Annotated in this window: 15 protein-coding genes; 9 read left to right on the top strand and 6 right to left on the bottom strand. The window is 72.8% G+C overall.

What is annotated here, in order from left to right:
• Window positions 1-77: 77 nt before the first annotated feature.
• Entirely contained in the window at window positions 78-4,037 is a 3,960-nt protein-coding gene (locus tag FH715_RS07115) for a non-ribosomal peptide synthetase (protein ID WP_139641914.1), read from the bottom strand.
• 359 nt (window positions 4,038-4,396) lie between these two features.
• Here FH715_RS07115 and FH715_RS07110 point away from each other — a divergent pair, with 359 nt between their 5' ends.
• A complete protein-coding gene (locus FH715_RS07110) occupies window positions 4,397-4,978 on the top strand; it encodes a hypothetical protein (protein WP_139641912.1) in 582 nt (193 codons plus the stop codon).
• Between the two features lie 122 nt (window positions 4,979-5,100).
• Here FH715_RS07110 and FH715_RS07105 read toward each other — a convergent pair whose 3' ends face one another.
• Window positions 5,101-5,529 carry a pyridoxamine 5'-phosphate oxidase family protein gene (locus tag FH715_RS07105; RefSeq protein ID WP_139641910.1) on the bottom strand — a complete coding sequence of 143 codons (429 nt, stop codon included), beginning with the start codon at window positions 5,527-5,529 and terminating at the stop codon, window positions 5,101-5,103.
• Window positions 5,530-5,725: 196 nt separating this feature from the next.
• Between FH715_RS07105 and FH715_RS07100 the strand changes: the two genes are divergently transcribed.
• The 6 genes from FH715_RS07100 to FH715_RS07075 all read left to right on the top strand — a co-directional run bounded on the left by FH715_RS07100 (window position 5,726) and on the right by FH715_RS07075 (window position 12,307).
• Window positions 5,726-6,226 carry a hypothetical protein gene (locus tag FH715_RS07100; protein ID WP_139641908.1) on the top strand — a complete coding sequence of 167 codons (501 nt, stop codon included), beginning with the start codon at window positions 5,726-5,728 and terminating at the stop codon, window positions 6,224-6,226.
• Between the two features lie 145 nt (window positions 6,227-6,371).
• Window positions 6,372-7,457, top strand: a complete 1,086-nt coding sequence (locus FH715_RS07095) for an S-(hydroxymethyl)mycothiol dehydrogenase (RefSeq protein ID WP_139641905.1) — start codon at window positions 6,372-6,374, stop codon at window positions 7,455-7,457.
• Complete coding sequence (locus tag FH715_RS07090; protein WP_139641904.1) at window positions 7,454-8,089, top strand: MBL fold metallo-hydrolase; 636 nt, start codon at window positions 7,454-7,456, stop codon at window positions 8,087-8,089. The genes FH715_RS07095 and FH715_RS07090 overlap by 4 nt, the downstream gene beginning before the upstream one ends.
• 80 nt (window positions 8,090-8,169) lie before the next feature.
• Window positions 8,170-10,041: a hypothetical protein gene (locus FH715_RS29280; protein WP_170184660.1), complete on the top strand. Its 1,872-nt coding sequence runs from the start codon at window positions 8,170-8,172 to the stop codon at window positions 10,039-10,041.
• Between the two features lie 459 nt (window positions 10,042-10,500).
• A complete protein-coding gene (locus tag FH715_RS07080) occupies window positions 10,501-11,955 on the top strand; it encodes a WXG100 family type VII secretion target (RefSeq protein ID WP_170184659.1) in 1,455 nt (484 codons plus the stop codon).
• Between the two features lie 16 nt (window positions 11,956-11,971).
• Complete coding sequence (locus FH715_RS07075) at window positions 11,972-12,307, top strand: hypothetical protein (RefSeq protein WP_139641900.1); 336 nt, start codon at window positions 11,972-11,974, stop codon at window positions 12,305-12,307.
• Window positions 12,308-12,432: 125 nt separating this feature from the next.
• On the opposite strand, the gene FH715_RS07070 is transcribed toward FH715_RS07075, so the two are convergent.
• Window positions 12,433-13,140 (bottom strand): sensor domain-containing protein, encoded by a 708-nt coding sequence (locus FH715_RS07070; RefSeq protein WP_139641898.1) that lies wholly within the window; start codon window positions 13,138-13,140, stop codon window positions 12,433-12,435.
• A gap of 292 nt (window positions 13,141-13,432) precedes the next feature.
• On the opposite strand from FH715_RS07070, the gene FH715_RS07065 reads away from it, so the two are divergent.
• Window positions 13,433-15,781: a rhamnogalacturonan lyase gene (locus tag FH715_RS07065; RefSeq protein WP_246108610.1), complete on the top strand. Its 2,349-nt coding sequence runs from the start codon at window positions 13,433-13,435 to the stop codon at window positions 15,779-15,781.
• A 58-nt stretch (window positions 15,782-15,839) separates the two neighbouring features.
• On the opposite strand, the gene FH715_RS07060 is transcribed toward FH715_RS07065, so the two are convergent.
• Entirely contained in the window at window positions 15,840-18,062 is a 2,223-nt protein-coding gene (locus tag FH715_RS07060) for a terpene synthase family protein (RefSeq protein ID WP_139641896.1), read from the bottom strand.
• 168 nt (window positions 18,063-18,230) lie between these two features.
• Here FH715_RS07060 and FH715_RS07055 point away from each other — a divergent pair, with 168 nt between their 5' ends.
• Window positions 18,231-19,307: a hypothetical protein gene (locus FH715_RS07055; protein WP_139641894.1), complete on the top strand. Its 1,077-nt coding sequence runs from the start codon at window positions 18,231-18,233 to the stop codon at window positions 19,305-19,307.
• Here the strand turns inward: FH715_RS07055 and FH715_RS07050 are convergent, their stop codons facing one another.
• On the bottom strand, window positions 19,308-20,174 hold the full coding sequence (locus tag FH715_RS07050; RefSeq protein ID WP_139641893.1) for a PhzF family phenazine biosynthesis isomerase: 867 nt from the start codon (window positions 20,172-20,174) through the stop codon (window positions 19,308-19,310).
• A gap of 73 nt (window positions 20,175-20,247) precedes the next feature.
• Window positions 20,248-21,609: a cryptochrome/photolyase family protein gene (locus FH715_RS07045; RefSeq protein ID WP_139641891.1), complete on the bottom strand. Its 1,362-nt coding sequence runs from the start codon at window positions 21,607-21,609 to the stop codon at window positions 20,248-20,250.
• Window positions 21,610-21,631 lie beyond the last annotated feature (22 nt).

Here is a 21,631-nt window from a genome sequence, read left to right as displayed (position 1 = left end):
GACCAGGGGTGCGGGAGTCATCGGGCGCCACGCCCTCGGGCGCCGTGCCATCGGGCGCCGTGCCATCGGGCGCCGCCTCATCGGGCGCCGTGCGGAAGCGCGGGCGCGCGGGCGTCCAACTTCCGCAGCTCGTCGGCGACTATCCGGCCGATCTCGGCCATGGCCCCTGGCTTCATCAGGTCGTTGTGGTTGCGTTCGAGGGTGTGGGTGGTGATCCGGCCGTCCACGAACGGACGCCAGCTCTCGGGCGTCGGGGAGACGTCCACCTTGTCCAGTGAGGCGACGACCACCACGACGTCGCCGCCGAAGACGGGCGGCGCGAAGTTGTTCACCAGGTGGCGGCCGTTGGCGTAGACCCGGCCGATGTTCTCGATGTGGCGCTGCTCCAGGCTGGCCATCGAGCTGCCGAGCCGCCGCAGGATCGCCATCACCTGCTCGTAGCGCAGCGGCTCGTCGCCCAGGTACCTGCGGTCGTAGCCGACCCAGCGCAGCAGGTCGGCGAGGATCTCCTGCTCACCCAGCTCGGCGATGGGCTGGCCCGGGTAGGTGTCCAGGATGGTGACCAGGCCCACCTCCTCGCCGACGCTCTCCAGATGCGCCGCGATCACCTGCGCCGCGATGCCGCCGGAGGAGTAACCCAGCAGGTGGTAGGGGCCGGTGGGCTGCACCTTGCGGATCTGCTCGACATAGTCGGCGGCCATCTCCGTGAAGTTGTCCGGCAGCTCCTCGTCGGCACCGTCCAGGCCGCGCGCCTGGAGGCCGAAGACCGGGGTCTCCGCGTCGACATGCTTGATCAGCCCGGCGTAGCACCAGCTCAGCCCGCCGGCCGGATGCACGCAGAAGAGCGCGGGACGCTCCCCGTGCGGACGCAGCGGCAGCAGCACGTCCAGCGGGCTGTCGCTGGTCCCGCCGCCGTCCTCCAGCCGCGCGCCCAGCAGCGCCGGGGTCGGCGCCTCGAAGATGGAACGGATGGTCAGCTCGGCGCCGAACACGTTCCGCACCTGGCTGATCAGCCGGTTGGCGAGCAGCGAATGGCCGCCCAGGTGGAAGAAGTTGTCGTCGACGCCGACCCGCGGCAACTCCAGCACCTCGGCGAAGAGCCCGCACAGGATCTCGTCGCGCGGGGTGCGCGGGCCCCGGTCGGAGGCGGCCGACGCCAGGTCGGGCGCGGGCAGCGCCCTGCGGTCCAGCTTGCCGTTGGGCGTCACGGGCAGCGACTCCAGCAGCACGAACGCGGCCGGCACCATGTGCTCGGGCAGCCGGCCCGCCAGGTGCAGCCGCAGGTCGTCGACGCTCGGGCCGGTGCCGGGAGCCGCCACCACATACGCCGTCAGCCGCACGTCGTCCGGGCGGTCGCGGCGCGCCAGCACGGCGGTCTCGGCGACCTCCTCGTGCTGCGCGAGCGCCGTCTCGATCTCGCCCAACTCGATGCGGAAGCCCCGGATCTTCACCTGGTCGTCGGTCCGGCCCAGATAGCGCAGCGCGCCGTCCGGCTCCCAACGCGCCAGGTCGCCGGTGCGGTACATCCGCGACCCGGGCGGCCCGTACGGGTCGGCGACGAACCGCTCGGCGGTCAGCCCCTCCCTGCCGAGATAGCCGCGCGCCAACTGGACGCCGGCCAGATACAGCTCGCCCGGGGTGCCGGGCGCGGACGGGCGGAGCGCCGAGTCCAGCACATAGGTCCGCGTGTTCCACACCGGGCGGCCGATCGGGACCTGGCCGGCCGCGTCGGAGCACTGCCAGGAGGTGACGTCGATGGACGCCTCCGTCGGGCCGTACAGGTTGTGCAGCTCGGTGTCGGGCAGCAGCTTCAGGAAGCGGCGCTGCGACTCCTCGGGCAGCGCCTCGCCGCTGCACATCACGCGGCGCAGCCCGACGCTGTCGGCCGCCGCCGGCTCCTGGAGGAACGCGCTCAGCATCGACGGCACGAAGTGCGCCGTGGTGATCCCGGCGTCCCTGATCAACTGGCTGAGGTAGACGGGGTCCTTGTGCCCCTCCGGCCTGGCCAGCACCAGCGTGGCACCGGTGATCAGCGGCCAGAAGAACTCCCAGACGGAGACGTCGAAGCTGGCCGGCGTCTTCTGCAACACCCGGTCGTCCTCGGTCAGTCCGTACCGGTCCTGCATCCACAGCAGGCGGTTGACCACGCCGCGGTGCGGCACCATCACGCCCTTGGGGCGGCCGGTGGAGCCCGAGGTGTAGATCACGTACGCCGGGTGGTCGGGTCCGGTCAGCTGGTCGGGCGGCGCGCTGCCGGGGCGTCCCGTGACCTGGTAGCGCGTCTTGACCGAGTCGATCACCAGCCGGGGCACGGGCAGCTCGTCGGGGAGGCCCACCTCGGTCTCGGTGGTGGTCAGCAGCACCGCGGGGCCGGCGTCCTCAAGCATCAGCGCGATGCGGTCCACCGGGTAGTTGGGGTCGACCGGCAGGTAGGCGGCGCCGGTCTTCAGCACGGCGAGCAGCGCCACCACCAGGTCGACGGAGCGCGGCAGCGCCAACGCCACCAGCGTCTCGGGGCCGGCGCCCCGCGAACGCAGCAGGTGGGCGAGGCGGTTGGCCTGGACGTGCAGGCTGGCGTAGCTGAGCCTCGTCGTCTCGTGGCGTACGGCGACGGCGGCCGGGGTGCGCTTGGCCTGCTCGGCGAGCAGCTGCGTCAGCGTCGCCTCGGGCGCGCCGTGGGCCTTCTCCGTCTCGTTGAACCGCTCGATCACCAGCCGCCGTTCGGAGCGCGGCAGCAGGTCGACGCGGCCGACGGGCAGCTCGGGGTCGGCCTTCGAGAGCTGGTCGAGGAAGCCGAGGAAGCGGTTCTGGTGGGCGGCGATCTCCTCGCCCCGGTACAGCTCGGGGTTGGCGTCGAAGTCGATCTGGAGGCCGCGGCCGTCGGGGCGGCCGTAGAAGATCATCGCCAGGTCGTCGGACGGGCCGATGGAGAGGTTGTTGACGAGGGCGGGCGTCTCGCCGAACCGGAGGTCGTAGTCGAACATCATGATGTTGACCTCGGGCCCCACCAGCCGCTCGTCGCCGGCCAGCAGCCCCCGGTCGCGCCGCAGGTCCTCGTAGCGGTAGCGCTGGTGCTTGACGGCGGCCCGCATCTCGGCGGAGACCGCGTGCAGCGTCTCGGCCAGCGTCCTGGCCGGATCCAGCGTCAGCCGCAGCGGGATCACGTTGGAGACCATGCCGGGGATCGCGCGCGCCGCGCGGCCGGTCCTGGCGCTCACCGGCAGGCCGAGGGTGACCTCCGGGACGCCCGTGGTCCGCTGGAGGTAGAGCGCGGCGGCGGTCATCATGATCGCCGGCCAGGTCACGCCGACGTCGCGCGCCGTGTCGCGCAGCGCGTTCAGCCGGTCGTCCGGCAGGAACTCCGAGCGCCGCACCAGGGCGTGCGCCAGCGTGGGCTTGCGGTCCGACAGGCTCACCACGTCGGCGCTGCCGGCCAGCCGGTCGGCCCAGAATTCACGGTCGGCGGTGAAACGCCGGTCCGCCCGGTATTCCTCGTCCGCCTTCACCAGCTCGGCCAGCGGGCCGAACGGGCTCTCGCCGACCGGCTCGCCTTCGAGCAGCGCGGTGTAGATCTCGGCGGCCCTCTTGGCGAGCATCGCGACGGCGAATCCGTCGACCGTCACATGGTGGTAGCGGTAGAACCAGTAGTGGCGGTAGGTGCCGACCCGCAGCAGGGCGAAGCGGAAGAGCGGGTCGACCGTCGGGTCGACCGGCTCGACCATGACCTCCCGCATCCACCGCTGGGCGGCGGCGTCCGGGTCCACCTCGAAGCTGAGGTCGACGACGTCCAGCTCCCAGGGGCGGTCGGGGTCGAGCACCTGGTACAGCTCGTCGCCGTCGGAGACGATCCGCACCTGCAACGCCTCAGCCTCGCCGACCAGTCGGCGCAGCGCCTCGCGCAGCACGTCGGCATCGACGGAACCGCGGATCTCCAGGTATTCGGCCGCGTTGTAGATCGGGTTTCCCGGGTCGAGTTGCTGGGCGAACCAGATTCCCGCCTGAGCGGCCGTGAGCGGTATCCCCTGTCCGACGGGCATTCGTTCTTCCACCTCAAGCAGATAGCCGGGAACTACCTCTGCCAACGGTCCTGGGAAAACCGGGTAAGCGTTACCCGCTAGCCGTTCTGTGTGGCGTTTTCCGACGGTGGGTTACGGCGTTTCCCCTGAGTGACCCCCATTGACTCTGCCGGCCAATCTGCCAGCGGCTAAGGAGAGTGAACAAGCTGCCTTGCATCAAGCTGCATGGCCCCGGGCGCTCGCCTGGCGCGACCCGACGGGGGCCGCGGAACGGCCCTCGTTCCCCCGGCGCGCGGGGGTTCCGGCGGCGGCCCCCGAAGAGCGCTCCAGGTCCGTCACCAGCCGTCGCGCCGACCCAACAGCCCGCTACCATGGGCGAGATGGAAGGCGCGACCACGGTGGCGGTGGCGATCGTCGGTGTGCTCGGCACACTGCTCTCCGCGCTGCTGACACAGCGCGCCGCGGCACGCGCCACGCGCGTCGAGCTGGCGCACGCCGAGCGCGAGCGCGCCAGGGAGCGTGAGGAGCGGGAACGCGCCGACGCGCGGGAGCTGCGGCGCGCCAGCTATGTGGCGCTCAACCAGCTCGCCCGCGCGCACCACCGGGCGCTCGGCACCTGGTACGAGGCCCGCTCGCCGGGAGCCCGTACCGGCGTCGAAGCGGAGGAGCGGGCGCCGCGCGAGGCCGCCGAGAAGGCCCGCGACGAGCTGAACGCGGCCTACGCGGAGGCCCAACTCGCGGTCAGCGACGAGGTGCTGACGGCCGTCTCGCGGCTGGTGCTGCCGCTGTTCAGGATCCAGGAGGCCCTGGAGAAGCGGTCCTCGCCGGGGGAGGGCGAGGACATCGCGGAGCTGATGGGCCTGGCCTCGCGAAGGCTGTACGAGGCGCGCCAGGTGATGCGGCGCGACCTGGGCATAAGCCAGCTGCCCGTGGAACGGCCGGAGGACCACGGCAAGCGGTGACCGCGGTCGCCGCGCGGGGGAGTCGGTGACCGGGGCGCGGACGACCACCCGCGTCGCCCGCCCGGAGCGTCAGCCGCCCGGAGCGTCGCCCGCCCCCGCCGTCGGCCGACTCCCCGGAGGAGTCAGACCGTGCCGAGGTCGCTGGAGACCCAGCGCTCGGGGCGGATCCGGATCACCACGTGTGCGCCCTGCTCGGCGTACGCGTACCGGACATAGCCCTCGACCTTGTCGGCCGGCAGATAGCGGGCGGCCATCTCCCGCAGCTCGGCCTCCCCGCCGTCGGTGATCGCGGTGATCGGCCCCTCGACGGAGACATACCGGACCGTCGGCTCCAGCCGCTCCACCATCATGGCGAAACGGCCCGCCTCGACGGCCAGTCGGTGCTTGCGCGAGTCCTTGCCCGTGAGCACCCACAGCTCGCCGCCCGGCGTGTACTGGTACCAGATGGGCACGGTCAGCGGCGCCCGCTCCGGAGTGCCCGAGGCCACGGAGAACGCGGCGATGTGGGGCTCGGCGAGGAAGCTCTCGCGCTCCTCGGGGGTCAGTGCCATCTCGTCGTTCCTCTCGGTGTCGGTGCCCGCCCGCTCGCGTCGCGCGGGACGCGGCGGCGGTGGCCGCCACACCCCCCGTGGACGTGAGGGACACCGCCGACCCGCGAGGTGCCACCCTCGCACCCGCCGCTGACAACGGCGGGCGGCGCGCGGCGTTCGCGCTGCGCGCCTCCCTCGGTCGCCGTAGCCTCGACCCGTGAGACGAACCGGACAAAAGGCCCGCAGTGGCCGTTGCCTCTCCGGCCGGCTGCTCGCCGGCGCCGCCGCGGGCGCGGCGGGCACCAGCGCGCTCAACGCCGTCAGCTATCTCGACATGGTGGCGCGCGGGCGCGGCGCCAGCGACACGCCGACGGAGAGCGTCGAGCGGCTCTCCGAGGTGACGGGCGTGCCGATCCCGGGGGAGGGCGCGGCACGGGAGAACCGGGTCTCCGGCCTCGGCCCGCTGCTCGGCCTCGCCACCGGCGTGGGCGTCGGCGCCGCCCTGGGCCTGGCCCGCCCCCGCCACCCGGCCGCCACCACCCTGCTGGCCACGGCCGGCGCGCTCGTCGGCTCCAACGCGCCGATGGCGGCGTTGGGCATCAGCGACCCCCGCGGCTGGTCGGCCGGCGACTGGCTCAGCGACCTCCTCCCCCACGCGGCCTACGGCCTCGTCACGTCCTGGACCCTCGCCCGCCTCTCGCCCGCCCGCCGTCGCTGAACACCAGCCGCCGCCGGGCACCGGCACGCCCGCCGTCGCCCCCGTCAGGGGAAACCCCGCGCCCCCGCGCGGGGTTTCCGCTGGCGGCCACGGTGCCGCACAATGGCTGCCTCGTGATCGACAAAGCGACCCGGAGGCGTCCGAAATGGCACATGAGGTACGCGGTGTGATCGCACCCGGCAAGAACGAGCCGGTGCGCGTGGAGACCATCCTGGTCCCCGATCCCGGGCCCGGCGAGGCGCTGGTCCGGGTCCGCACCTGCGGGGTGTGCCACACCGACCTGCACTACCGGCAGGGCGGGATCAACGACGAGTTCCCGTTCCTGCTCGGGCACGAGGCGGCCGGCGTCGTCGAGTCGGTCGGCGAGGGCGTCACCGACGTCGAGCCTGGCGACTTCGTGGTGCTCAACTGGCGTGCGGTGTGCGGCCAGTGTCGGGCCTGTCTGCGGGGCCGCCCGCAGTACTGCTTTGCCACACACAACGCGAAGCAGCCCATGACGCTCACCGACGGAACCCCGCTCAGCCCGGCGCTGGGCATCGGCGCCTTCGCCGAGTTGACCCTGGTGGCCTCCGGACAGTGCACCAAGGTCGACCCGGAGGCATCGCCGGCCGCCGCCGGCCTGCTGGGGTGCGGCGTGATGGCCGGCATCGGCGCCGCCCTCAACACGGGCCAGGTCGGCAGGGGCGACAGCGTCGCCGTGATCGGCTGCGGCGGGGTCGGCGGCGCCGCGATCATGGGCGCCCGACTGGCCGGTGCCGCGAAGGTCATCGCGGTCGACATCGACGACCGGAAACTGAGCATCGCCGAGGGGCTCGGCGCCACCCACACCGTGCGCTCGGGGGAGAACGACCCGGTGGCCGCGATCCGCGAGCTGACCGGCGGCTTCGGCGCCGACGTGGTGATCGAGGCGGTCGGCCGCCCGGAGACCTACGAACAGGCCTTCTACGCCCGCGACCTGGCGGGCACGGTGGTCCTGGTCGGGGTGCCCACCCCGGAGATGCGGATCGACCTGCCGCTGCTCGACGTGTTCGGGCGGGGCGGGGCACTGAAGTCCTCCTGGTACGGGGACTGTCTGCCCTCCCGCGACTTCCCGATGTTGATCGATCTCTATCGACAGGGCCGGCTGGACCTGGACGCGTTTGTCACCGAGACGATCGCTCTCGACCAGGTCGAGCAGGCCTTCGACCGGATGCACGAGGGCGACGTGCTCCGTTCGGTGGTGGTCCTGTGAGCACCGGCACCCGGGTCGAACGCGTGGTGACCTCCGGCGTCTTCGAGTTGGACGGCGGCAGTTGGGAGGTCGACAACAACGTCTGGCTGGTCGGCGACGACAGCGAGGTGCTGGTCGTCGACGCCGCCCACGACGCGGCGGCCATCGCCGAGGCCGTCGGCGCCCGCACGGTGCGGGCGATCGTCGCCACCCACGGGCACAACGACCATGTCAACGCGGCGCCCGAGCTGGCCGCGCGCACCGGCGCCCCCGTCCTGCTCCACCCCGACGACCTGCCGCTCTGGAAGCTGACCCACCCCGCCCACGACCCCGACGGCGAACTGGCCGACGGGCAGCGGCTCTCCGTCGGCTCGGTGGAGCTGACCGTGCTCCACACGCCGGGGCACGCGCCGGGCGCGGTCTGCCTGCACGCGCCGGCGCTGGAGACGGTGTTCACCGGGGACACGCTCTTCCAGGGCGGCCCCGGCGCCACCGGGCGCTCGTTCTCCGACTTCCCGACCATCGTCGACTCGATCAGGGACCGGCTGCTCACCCTGCCGCTGGGCACGGTGGTCCGCACCGGCCACGGCGACACCACCACCATCGGCCAGGAGGCACCGCACCTGCCGGAGTGGATCGCCAGGGGCCACTGAGCGCCGGCGCTCCGGGTCCTAGGCTGTTCCGGAGCGGGGCGCACGCCCCGCTCCGGAAGGCTTCGAGCGGGGGAACGCGGATGTCGGCGGCCGGAGGCGCGGCGGGGAACGCGCGGGGGAACGAGACCAGGGTGCGGCTGCCGGCCGTCTTTCTCACGCGGGCCGTGGCCGGTGCGGCGCCCGAGGCGCCGGTGGTCGCCCTCGCGCTCGATCGGGTCGGCACGCTGCCGGCCGGGCCCGAACGCGACGCGCTGCTCGCCGCGTTGCTCACCGGCCCGCGCGCCGACGCCGCACCCGAGGCGCTGCTGGCCGCCGCCGTCGAGGCCGAGGCGGACGCCCCGGTGCTGGCCGCGCTCGCCCACCCGGACTGCCCCGAGGAGTGGCACGCCGCCGTCGCCGCCCGCAGCGCGGACCGACGGCTGGGCGCCCTCGCGCACGCCGGCGCGCACCCCGCTTCGCGCGCCGCCGTGGTCGCCGAACTACACCGCCGCGTTCCGACCCCCGCGCCCGTCACCCCCGGGACCGTCGAACGCCCCGACGCCGCCCGGCTGGTGCTGCGCTCCCCCGACCTGGCGCCCGAGGTGCTGGCCACCGCCGTCGCCCTGCTCCCCGGGCCGCCCGCGCAACTCGCCGAGGGCCAGGAACTGAACGCCTGGGTGTCGGCGCACGGGGCGGCGCTCGCCGCCTGGCGCACGCTCTGGCGCGAGGTGCTCACCACCCACGCCGACCGTCTCACCACGCTCTGGGAACTGCTGGCCGACGACGCGCACGAGCAGGCCAGGGCCGTCGTCGCCGAACTCCTCCTCGGCACCCTTCCCCACGCGGTCCCCGCCACGCTGCTGGTCGAGCTGGCCGAAGCCGACCTGGCCCGCTTCGCCGGCGCCGCCCTGACCAGCCGTGTCTGCCGGCTGCGCGTCGAGGGCCACACCCCGGAGGAGACCGCGGCCCGCGTCGCCGAGGAGCTGGCCGCGCTTCCCGAGCCGGACCGCCGGCTGCCGCTGGCCTATCTCGGCACCTTCGGCGCCACCCCGGAACGCGGCCTGGCTGCGGCGACCGACTGGATCGCCCGCGCCCTCACCGAACGCTGGCGCCCCCTGCTGGCGCCGGACACCGACCACGCGCTCCCCTGGCGCAGCCCGCCGGAGACCAGGACCGCGCTGCGCCAACGGTTCGCCGAGGCCGCCCTCACCGCCCTCGCGCTCTGGCGCCCACGCCCCGGCTTCCCGCTCTGCCAACCCCCGCAACTCGCCTGGCTCGCCGAGTTGGCGCGGCTACTCCCCGCCGACCGGCGCCCCGCGCTCACCGAGCACGCGCGGGAGTTCCTCGCCGACGCCCGCGAGGGCCGCGCCCACCGGCGCCGCCGCCGGGGCGCCTACCCGGCGGCCGAGGACCCGGCGTTCGACCGCGCCCTGCACACGGTGCTGCGGTCGCTCGCCCCCGAGCGTTCCGACCACCCCGAGGCCCCGGCCAACCTCGCCCTGGACGAGCTGAGTTGGCAACCCGCCGCCACCCTCGACCGGATGGCCGCACCCGGCGCGACCGACGAGACCCTGGAGAGGCTGCTGCTGGCCCACGCGGTGCGCGGCTACCCGGCGGGGCCCGACTTCGACGCGATCCTCGTCCACCACTCCGCGCCCACCGCCGCGCTGCTGCGCCTGACCACCCGACTCCCCGAACTGCTGGGCGAGCACCCGGGCGCCGCAGGCGCCTGGACGGAGGCCGTGGTGGTCAGCGCCCACCGCGACGCCGAGACGCTGCTGGCCCTCCCGGCCCAGCCCGCCCTGACCGCGCCGCCACCGTCCCCCGACGACGGACTCCCCACCGTGCTCACCCTCGTCACCGAAGCCCTGTCCGCACACCCCGACGCCTGGCACCGCTTCGCCACCACCGCGCTGCGCCACCGCACCCTGGCCGAGGTCCTGGCCCGCCGTTCACCCGCTCCGGGCACGTGAAGCGCCCTGCCCTCACCGCGCCTCCGCCACGGGTGCGTCCCTCGGAGTCCGGATGAGCGTCGCGAGAAGACTCCCCGGGACGTTCCCCACTCGGCCATCGCCGAGTCGTCGTGACTCAGGCACATGTGCACACAGGGTGGATCCACTCCGATGTCGATCACCGGAACGCCGTGTCACCGAACGGTCTTCTCTCACCAGGCGACCAGCCGAAGACAGTCCTCCCCGATCCGCAGGTCGATTTCATCGTCGCGCGGAGAGGGCATCATCGGCTGACTTCCTCACGGTTCGTCGCGGGACGCGTCGGCCCTTGCGAGGAACCGATGCGACAAAGGAGGCGTGTCAAGCAACATAGCCACAAGGGGCGGCGGGCACGTTCGCTGTCGAGAGGCATGGAATCGTCGCAATCGACATCATGCGGGGGTACTCATGGCACGGCCAAGCGACTGGTCACCGGTCGAGATGGACAGCGATCCGACTCCGGGCGATCCGGACGAGGTCCGGGAGTTAGCGGACGAGTTACAGGAGTTCGCCGACGAGGTCGCAGAGGCGTTGGGAAAGATTCGAGGGCTGGCCTCCGAGCGTGCGGTCCTGGAGTGGGCGGGGCTGTCGGCAGAGGCGTTTCGCCGCGAGTTCGACGGTGTCCCGGACAACCTCACCAAGCTGGAGGGCTCCTACAGTCTCTGTTCGCAGGCGCTGAACACCTACTGGCCCAAGCTGCAGACCACTCAGGGCATGGCCGACCGCGCGCTGGACCGCGCCGTCACCGCGCAGGCTGATCTCGCCTCCGCGCGGTCAGCGTTGGGAGACGCGACAGACTGGCTGGGCCGCGCGGGAGAGGAAGCCGAGCGTCTCCAGCGCGAAGGGGAACGTGAGGGCGTCGAGCCACCGGACGAGGCGAACGTCCGCGCTGCCGCCCGCGACCACGAGGCCGCCGAGGCGGCGGCCAGAGCCGCCCAGGGAAGCGTCGACGACGCGGAGGAACGCCTCAGGGCGGCACGTCAACTGGCCTCGGACGCACTGGAGATGAGGGAGGAGGCCGCCCGCGAATGCGCACGCGACGTGGAAGAGGCAAGCGACGCCGGTATCCAGAATCGCCGCTGGTGGGAGAAGGCCATCAAATGGGTGACCGACAACTGGGACACCCTGGTGGAGATCTGCAAGGTGATCGTGGCGGTGCTCGGCATCGTCGTCATGATCATCGGCGGCCCGTTGGCCTGGGTCGTCCTCGCGGCGGCGCTGGTCGTTCTCGCCGACACACTGATCAAGTACGTCAGAGGAGAAGTCGGACTTCTCGATGTCGCGTTTGCGGCTCTTGACTGCGTCCCCGGTTTCAAGGGGCTCACCACCCTCGGCGGACTCGCCGCCGGCCTCAGAGGACTTGCCCGCGGCGGTCTGGGCGACCTGGCGGGCGGTATCCGCCGGGGCATCGATGACGTCTTCACACCGGGGCGTCAAACCGGAGGGGAGGTGCGCCCCTGGCGCAGTGAAGAAGACTTCGACAACGCGTGGGCCGACGAGGCGTACGACTCCATCAGGGCAACGGACGACGTGGACGGGATCGCCGCCAACGTTGCAGAATACGGGTTCACCCGGGACGAGATAGCGCAGATCAAGTCCCACGTATTCGAGGAGGATCATCTGCTGGACTACTACGTGGACTACGGGGTTCCGGCAGAGGTGGCCAGATTCGAGAGTAATCCCAGAATGGCGGAGGCCTGGCAACGCCTTCAGCAAGGCACTCCACACCCGGAGGACATCACGCTTCTTCGCCACGAACTATACGAGTCGAACTACATGCGCGACACGGGAAATCCCAGCTACAACGAAGCCCACCGGGCGACCGTTGAGGCCGGTTTGGGGTGGGACGGCGAAGCCCCGTCGCGGGATGGGCTCGGATTCCAGCGGCCCCATTGAACGGAGAGTCTCACTCATGATGATGTCATTTCTCGCCCAGTTGGCCGGCAGTACGGATGGTCTCCATATCTATCGGATCATCATCGACGGCGGCGAACGGTTCACCTTTGTCACCATCGATGTCGAGGGAGGGAGAATTTTCTCGTCCACAGCAGAGGGGGAGCCTGCGGGAGACATGCGCATGTCCCTGGTGGACGGTTCCTCCCTGCCTTCCACGACGGAAAGTGATGTGCGGGACGACAGCCATCGAAGCATAAGCAGGGAGGAGTTCGCGCTGGTATCCAGCAGCATCAGGCGGGCGTTGCGTGAGAAGGGAGCGCCGCCCGCGAATGTCACCAAGTACTACGGCTGAGAGAGTGCCGCCAAGGCGGTGCGGCCGGTACGACACGGCGAGACAGGACGACCCGAGCCCCGGCGCGCTGGGGATGGAGTGGCGCCGGGGCTCGGGGGTCGGGTGGGCGGGGAGGCCCGCGGCGGTCAGGAGCGGCCGATCAGCAGCCGGGTGAGGCGGAGGTTGCCGCGCAGCACGGCGCCGGCGATGAGGATGGCGACGACCAGCAGGCCGGAGCCCAGCAGCGCGGCCTGGTTGGCGGCGTCCTGGTCCTCGATCTTGATGAAGGCGTACCAGTTGCTGCCGCCGGCGTCGTTGATCGGCTCCCAGACGCCGGCCGCCAGCACATAGCCGTAGCCGGCCTGGGCGATCATGGCGAACGGCAGCAGCGCGACGAGCAGGCCGACGGTCATGTCGCCCATCAGCCACCACAGTTGCCGCCAGCTCGCCGGGTCGGCCATCAGCACCAGCGTCCTGCGGGGGGCGCCCGCGTCCTCGGCCCACCCGAGGCGCCGCGCCTCCGGCACCGGGAGGCCGGCCCACCCGACGACCAGCGACTTGCGCCAGTCGGCGAAGTCCCGCATCCAGGCCATGAGCACGGGGGTCGTGTAGAGACCGATACCGAGCGGGATCAGGCAGATCGAGACCAGCGTCAGCGCGAACAGCGGTATCGAGACGAAGATGGTCGCGAGCGCGATGCCGAGCCCGCGCCACGGCGCCTTGAGGAGCGCGGCGGTCCGCCCCTCGGCGGGGGCGTCGGGGCGCGCGGGGTGACCGTCGCGTCCCGCTTCCCGCACCGCCCCGTCGAGGGAGGTCCCGTCGGAGGTCGTCCGCCCCAGCGTGTCGGTGGCCATCTCGTTCCCGCCTTCTACGGTCGTGTTCGTCGTCGCACACCATCCTTCCGATGCGACAGTTCACGGTCAGCCCGGCCACCCACCCGGTCGGGGTGTACCTCGCACCACCCCCCGGCACGGTCGCCAGACCCACCGTGTCCTGACTCTTGACGGGCGTCGAGCGCCCTCATAGCGTCGCGGCGACCGCCTCGGGCGACCCGTTCATTGAAACGACTCACTCCACCGCACCCTGCAATCAGCGATCTCACTCCCCAAAAGTGAATCGACTCAACTCCGCCAGGAGGAGCCGCACATGAGACCTCGACGAGCCGCGCCCCCCGCCCGCCGCCGTGAGAGCCGCCGCGACAGCCGCCGCGGCAGCCGCCGCGGACGCCGCTCCCGCGTCGCGCTGCTGACCGCGACCCTGCTGACCGCCGGGTTGTGGGGTGGTGGGGCGTCGGGGGCGGTGGCCGAGGACGCCGGGATGGAACGCTCGGGCCCGGAGTTGGAGGCGTTGAATCGCGGGTTGGTGGCGGTGGCGCAGGAGGAGGGGGTGTTTCTGAGTTGGCGGTTGCTCGGTGAGGAGGCGCGGGGGCATACCGGTAGCGGGGTCTCGGGTGTGGAGTTTCGGGTGTTGCGGGATGGGCGTGAGGTCGCGACCGTTTCGGATTCGACGAACTACCTGGACGCCGGGGGGACTTCGGTTTCGCGTTATCGGGTGGTGCCGGTGGGTGAGCGTGATGGGTCGCGGCGTCCTGGTGCGAGCGTGACGCCGGCCTCCGAGCGTTTCCATGAGATCCCGCTGCGGCGCCCCGCGGGCGGGGTGACCCCGGCCGGTGAGGAGTACACCTACTCCGCGAACGACATGTCCGTCGGGGACGTCGACGGCGACGGCGCCTACGAGTACGTCGTCAAGTGGGACCCCTCCAACTCCAAGGACGTCTCCCAGGTCGGCTACACCGGCAACGTCTACCTCGACACCTACGAGTTGGACGGCACCCTGCTGCACCGCGTCGACCTCGGCGTCAACGTCCGCGCCGGCGCGCACTACACCCAGTTCCTGGTCTACGACTTCGACCAGGACGGCCGTGCGGAGATCATGCTCAAGACCGCGCCGGGCACCACCGTCACCCGCTACAACCCCGCCGGTCGCCCCACCACCACCCGCCCGATCACCCTCCCGCGCCAGGACACCCGCGACGGCGTCAGCCACGCGGACGACTACCGCCTCTCCGCCGAGGACTACTTCGACCACCTCGTCGACACCTTCCAAGGCTGGCACGCCCACCCCGAGGTCACGGCCGGGAACTGGCCCGCCACCCTCGAAGAAGCCCTCGGCCTGGAACCCGCCTACGACTACCCCCTCAACCAGACCGACGCCACCGCCCTGGCCGACCACTTCGTCGACGTCTACGCCCCCGCCCGCAGCACACGCAACCAACTCCGCGACTTCGAGGGCTTCATCCTCCACGGCCCCGAATACCTCACCGTCCTGGACGGCCGCACCGGACGGGAACTCGACACCGTCCGCTACACCCCCGACCGCCACGACGACGGCCTGATGTGGGGCGACTACGCCATGAGCCGCATCGAACCCGGCAACCGCGTCGACCGCTTCCTGGCCACCGTCGCCTACCTCGACGGCCAACGCCCCGCCGCCGTCTTCGCCCGCGGCTACTACACCCGCACCACCCTGGCCACCTACCACTTCGACGGCCACCGCATCCGCCCCCACTGGAACGTCGACTCCGGCTTCACCCCCATGACCAACCCCTTCCACGACTCCCCCCACGGCGTCGACGGCACCGACCCCACCTACGGCACCCTCACCACCCAGGGCTTCCACTCCCTCACCTCCGCCGACGTCGACCACGACGGCCACCAGGAGATCGTCTACGGCTCCGCCACCCTCGACCACGACGGCCAACTCCTCTACAGCTCCACCGCCCCCATGCCCCCCGAAAGCGACAACCCCGGCACCACCGCCCGCCTCGGCCACGGCGACGCCATGCACGTCACCGACATCGACCCCCACCGCCCAGGACTCGAAATCTTCACCGTCCACGAGGGCGGGCCGAGCGCGCCCTACGGTTACGCGCTCCGCGACGCCGAGACCGGCGAGGTGCTGTACGGCGGCTACACCGGCGTCGACACCGGGCGCGGCATGGTCGGGGACATCGACCCCGAACGGCCGGGACTTGAGACCTGGGGCTCGGACGTCGGGCTGTGGAGCGCGGACGGCGAACGGCTGGGGGACGAGACCCCGGGCACCAACGCCAGCATCCGCTTCGGTGCCGAGCCCACGACCCAACTCGTGGACGGGGCACTGGAGGTGACGCCGACCGTCGAGGACTGGCAGCGGGGCACCCTGCTGACGGCGGAGGGCACCCGCACCAACAACCACACCAAGGGCAACCCGTCGCTGGTCGCCGACATCTGGGGCGACTGGCGCGAGGAGCTGCTGCTGCGGACGGAGGACAGCTCGGCGATCCGGATCTACACCAGCACCGAGGTCACCGACCACAAGCTGTACACCCTGATGCACGACCCCCAGTACCGCGTCGAGGTCGCCCGCCAGCAGACCACCTACAACCAGCCGTCGCACCCGGGCTTCTATCTCGCCGCCGACATGGACTGGTCCCAGGTCCCGCTCCCGCGCTGAGGCCCAGCGGCGTCGGTGGTCGCTCCCCGGCCCCCGGGCCGACCACCGACGCGCGCACTCAGCCCAACGCGGCGGCGCGCCCCGCGAGTTGCGGCAGTCGGGCGGCGGTAGTGCCCAGCCCCCTGGGTCCCCGGACGCGGCGCAGGTCGGCCTCGCCGTAGCGGTGGCAGTCCTGGTGCCAGAGCAGGATGCCGGAGAGCCAGTTCTCCAACTCCTGGACGTAGCCGGCGAGTACCGCGCGCGCCTCGGCGCTCAGGTCGAAGTCGTCGTAGAGCACGGGGAGTTCGTTCGCCGCGACGTGCTGGAACTGCCGCATCCTGCCCTTCATCAGGTCGTGCAGGATGGCGAGTCCCGTGGGGTAGTCGGTGTCGAAGAAGTTCTGCACCACCAGCACGCCGTTGTGCAGCTCGCCCTCGAACTCGACCTCCTTCTGGTACGAGAAGACGTCGTTGAGCAGCGCGGCGTAGTCGGCCGCCGCGTTCTCCAGGGAACGCATGGGGCCGCTCGCGTAGACCTCGGGCGGCACGGTGCGGCCGTGGCCGATGCGGCACAGGCTCATCGTGAGGTCGGAGCCGAAGGTGGCGCGGCGCATCTCGATGTAGTCGACCGGGTCGGGCACCCGGTTGAACGCCTGGTTCTCCAGCTCCCAGATCCAGCTCAGCGTCATCGTCTCGATGGTGGCGCGGAAGGTGCGCCGCGCCTCGACGTCCATCGGCGCCGCGGTGCGCGCCCACAGGTCGGCCAGCGAGCGTTCGAGCGCGTCGAGCGGCACGGCGGACGGCTCGCCGTCGACCGGCATCAGCCCCGGCATCCGCGCGACGCAGGCGCGGGCACCGGCCAGGTCCCTGACGCGGCCGAAGACGGCGGGGAAGTAGTCGTCGCCGTAGGTGCCCCAGGTGAGCCAGCAGGAGGTGAGGTTGAGCCCGTCCTCGGTGGCGTCGGGGTGGATCCCGGCGGCGCAGAGCGGGAAGTCGAAGTCGACCAGGTCGGCCTCGTCCCAGATGTAGGAGGCCGGTTGGCCCGGCTGCGGCAGCAACAGCCCCTGCTGGTGGGCCCATTCGACGACGTGCCGCCGTGCGCGGTTCAGGTGCGGGCTGAGCCTGACCTGGAACGGCATCTCGAAGTCGGGGAGTTGGGAGGGGCCGACGGGGTGCGGCAGATGGCTGAACGTGCGCAGCCGCCGGGTGCCGAGTCGGCCGGCCGCGCGCCCGAGGTCGGCGGCCGAGGTGCCGAGGCCGGTGGGCCCGAGCGGCAGCGGGAACGCGGCGCGGGCGGGCGCGGTGTCGTCGACGGCGCCCTCGTTCATGTAGCGGCTGGAGCGCAGGTGCCACTCGTGGCCGCCGGACTGCCAGTCCTGGAGGCCCTTGACGTAGGCGGCGACGGCCAGTTGCTCGGCCGGGTCGAGTCCGGCCTCGACGGCGAGGGTCGGCAGCTCGGTGAAGGTGGTGTGCTCGAACTGCTGGAGGCGTGAGGTCAGCAGGTCGTTGACCGAGTCGGCCGCCTCCTGGGTGGTGATGCCGAGGAACTTCTCCAGCACCAGCACGCCGTTGCTGAGTTCGCCCTCCTCCTCGGTCTCCCGCTGGTAGGAGAAGAGGTCGTTCCTCAGGTGCACGCCGTCGGAGAAGGTGTCGCGCAGCACCCGCAGCGCGCGTCCGCCGGCGACGCGGGCGGGGATCTCGGCGCCGGCGGCGTACTCGACGAGCCCGGCGGACCAGGGGGCACCGCCGACCTTGCGGCGCATCTCGATGTACTCGACCGGGTTGGGGACCCGGCCGGCGTTGATGTTCGACAGCTCCCAGAGGGACTCGTTGAGCAGGTGTTCGGTGCTCTCCGCGAAGCGTGCGCGCCAGTCCGCCGACATGGCGGGGGTGGTGCGGGCCCAGAGGTCGGCGAGCCCGGCCTCGACCGGGTTGGTGGGCTCGGGTGGCGGGGTGTCGTCCATCGGCATGAAGGCGGGGAGGCGGTCGAGATACGCCTTGCCGCCGGCCCGGTCCTGGGAGCGCTTGAAGATCTCCAGGAAGTGGTCGTCGAAGAAGAAGACCCACACATACCAGTCGGTGACCAGGTCAAGCCCCTCGGCGGTGGCGTCGGGGTGCGTGTAGGCGCACAGCAGGGCGTAGTCGTGGTCGGCGAGGTCCTGTTCGGTCCAGATGCCGGAGCCCTCCAGCATCCCCATCCGCCGCGCCCATGCGGTGGTGTGGGATCTGGCCTGCTCCAGATGGGGGTTGAGCCGCGCGGGGTGCGGCAGATAGAAGTCCGGCAGTGCGAACGGCTGTGCCATGGAGGTGTCTTCTCTGTTTGTCTGCTGGGGTCACCCGATCGGCAGACAGTCATACCCCCCGGTTTCGGGAACTACCCGGCCTCCCAATAAGTCACATGATGTACCCGCAACGGGTATCGAACGGGCGCCGAAGAGCACGACGGCAACGAGCAACGGGGGTAGCGGGGCATGGAGTTGACGCGTTACGCGGAGAAGCGCGGCTGGAACCCGCTGGCGCGCGCGGTCACGCTGACCGAGCACGAGCTGAGGGTCGGCGCGCGGCGCACGCCGGTGGGCGAGTTGGCGCTGGTGGCCGTCGCCGACGCGTGGCTGCGCGGCGTCTGGCTGGGCGGTGGCGGCAGCGAACGGCCGCTGGCCGGGCTGCCGCACGGCCCCGGGCGGCTTCCGCTGGTCCGCGCGAGCGGGACGGCGCTGCCGCTGCGGGTGCGCGACGTCGCCGGATTCGCCGCCGCGCTCGGCGAGTTGGCGGCGCGGCACGCCGGCGGCGCGGGCGCGGTGCGGGAGGCGGCGCGGCGGGCGGCGGCCGAGGGCGTGCCGCTGTGGATCGCGCGGAGGCAGGCGCCGGGACCCGGCGGGCGGCCGGTGACGGTGGCCGTGGACCGCCGGCTGGTGCGGGCCGACGTGTGGGTCGAGGGCGCGCCCGCGGTGCGGTTGCGCGGCCCCTACGGCTGGTCGGCGGGGGCGGGCGACCCGCTGGCCGGGTTGGGGGTCACGATCGGCGAACGGCCGGTGGACATGGCGCCGACCTGGGGCCGGTGGGGGCGGTCGGTCACCTTCTCGGACGGCGCGACGGAGTGGGAACTGATCCGCGCGACACGCGACTCGGGGCGGCTGCTGCGCGACGGGGAGCCCGTGGCGACGATCGCCCGCCCGACGGGCCGCCCGGTGAACGGGCTGCTGCCGTTGGCCGACGTCCGCCACCGGTCGCGGGACCCGTTGGACGCCGCGCTGGCCCATCTCTGCGGCGTGGCCCTGGGGTTGGGCGAGGCGACGGGCACCGCGCGGTTCGGCGGCCGGCACAGCCAGCCGTCGCCCGAGGTGCCGGCGACCTGGGAGCTGCCCTGGTACACCGGACTGGGCGAGAGCCGCGACGACTCGGGCCCGGGTGCCTCCGGCGACGGCTGGAGCGACGGCGGAGGCGGGGGCGCGGACGGCGACTCGGGCGGTGGCTCGGGTGGCGACTCCGGGGGCGGGGACTCCGGCGGCGGTGGCGGGGACGGCGGCGGTGGGGGCGGCGGGGAGTGACTACCCGGGGATGCGCACCGCGCGGCCGGTGACGCGGGAACGGGCGTCGTCGGGGGCGAGGTCGAGCAGCAGCAGGCTGGGGCGGCCCATGTCCTCGCCCTGCCGCAGCCGGAAGCGGGTGGGCTCGGTCACCAGGCCGAGCGCGCGGAGGTAGCCCCCGAACGCGGCGGCGGCAGCGCCGGTCGCGGGGTCCTCGACCACCCCGCCGGTCGGGAACGGGGCGCGGACATGGAACGTCGCGGGGTCGTCCTGGTCGCGCGCGACGAGGTGGACCGTGGTCCACGAGCGCGCGCGGCAGAGCGCGGCCAGCGCGTCGAAGTCGTAGTCCAGCGCGGCCAGTCGGGCCCGGGAGCCGGCGGCGAGCACCAGGTGGTTGTTGCCGCCGAAGCTGACGTGCGGCGGGAGCGCCGGGTCGAGGTCGGCCGCCGCCCAGCCGAGCGCGGCGAGCGCGGTCTCGACGTCGGCCGGCGAGGCGGGCGCCGACGCGGTCTCCACGCTGGTCAGCGTGGCCCGCGGCCCGCTGGCGTCGACGGCGGTCTCCACCCCGATGCCGCCCGCCCGCGTCTCGCACCACAGCGGCCCGGGGCCGATCCGCTCGGCCAGCGCGGCGGCGGTGGCGACGGTGGCGTGGCCGCAGAACGCGACCTCGGCCAGCGGGCTGAAGTACCGCAGCCGGTAACGGCGTCGGGCGTGGTCGGCCTCGGTGACGAAGGCCGTCTCGGAGTAGCCGACGCGGGCCGCCTCCGCCAGCATCGCGGCGTCGTCGAGGCCGGAGGCGTCGAGGACCACGCCCGCGGGGTTGCCCCCGGCCGGGTCGTCGGTGAAGGCGGCGTAGCGCAGCAGATCGGGGGTGGTTGCTTGGGTCATGCCGGGCAACCTGCCAGCTCTCGGGGGCGCTGTCCAACGACTTCGCGCCCCGTTCACGCGCCCGCGCCCCCGTTCACGCCCGCGCGTCCTTGAACCGTTCCGCGCCCGCCGCCAGGTCGACCATCGGCGGGGGGTAGTCGGCCGGGCGCCGCTCCTCGGGCAGACGCCAGGGGCTGTGCACCGCGTTCCCCTCGACACCGGCCAACTCGGGTACCCAGCGCCGGACGTAGTCGCCGCGCGGATCGAACCTGCGGGCCTGGCTGAGCGGGTTGAGCACCCGGTTGGGGCGGGTGTCGGTGCCGGTGCCCGCGGCCCACTGCCAGTTGAGCTGGTTGTTGGCCAGGTCGCCGTCGACCAGCAGCTCCAGGAAGTGCGCGGCACCCGCGCGCCAGTCCAGATAGAGCGTCTTGGTGAGGAAGCTGGCGACCAGCAGCCGCGCCCGGTTGTGCATCCACCCCTCGTGGAGCAGCTGCCGCATCGCCGCGTCCACGACCGGGTAGCCGGTGCGCCCCGCGCGCCAGGCGTCGAACGCGGCCGGTGCGTTCCGCCAACGGTCGTCGTGGCCGCGGTAGTCGCGGTGCGCCGAGGCGGGGCGGGCGGCCAGCACCTGGTGGTGGAAGTCGCGCCAGGCCAGCTGGCGAACGAACGCGTCAGCGCCGGCGCCGCCGCGCGACCGCGCCCGGTGCACCACCTCGGTCGGGGAGAGGCAGCCGAAGTGCAGGTAGGGCGAGAGCCGCGAGGTGGAGTCGCCTGCCAGGTCGTCGGAGCCGTCCGCGTAGCCGTCCAGGTCCCGGCGCAGCCAGGCGGCGAGCCGCCGTTGGCCGGTGGCCTCCCCGCCGCGCGGCAGCGCGGGCGAGGGGTCGCCCGGGGCGAGCGCCGCGGCATCGGGCAGCGGCTCGGAGCGCACGTCCTCCGGCACCGGGACCTCGCGGGGCGCGGGCCCAGGCCGACGCGGGCTCTCGCCCTCCCAACGGCGGAAGTAGGGCGTGAAGACGGCGAAGTGGTCCTTGCCCGCCGGCGTCAGGGCGCCGGGCGGAACGACGGTGAGCACCGCCTCGTGGACCGTGAGGGCGCGTCCGTCGCGTTCGAGCGCCGCGCGCAGGCGCCGTTCGCGCCGGTCGGCGTAGGCGCTGACGCCCGCCGCCAGATGCACCTCGCCCGCCCCCGTCTCCGCGGCGACCGCGGCGGTCTCCGCCACCACGTCGCCGTGCCTGACCACCAGCCGGCCGCCGCGTTCCCGCAGCGCCTCGTCCAGCTCCGCGAGGGCGTCGGCGAGGAACGCGGCGCGGTTGGGCACGGCGAAGCCGCGTGCGGCGATCCCCCGGTCGACGACGAACAGCGGCACGACCCGGCGGGCGGAGCGCGACGCCCCGCGCAGCACCGGGTTGTCGCGCAGCCGCAGGTCGGCGGTGAAGAGCGCGATGGAGACGTCCAAGGGGAACTCCCTGTGTGGGGTG

The sequence above is a fragment of the Streptomyces sedi genome (assembly GCF_006335015.1).
GTDB lineage: Bacteria > Actinomycetota > Actinomycetes > Streptomycetales > Streptomycetaceae > Streptomyces > Streptomyces sedi.
The sequence above is the reverse complement of the archived record's forward strand: the minus strand, read 5'-3'. Positions and strand labels throughout refer to the sequence as shown.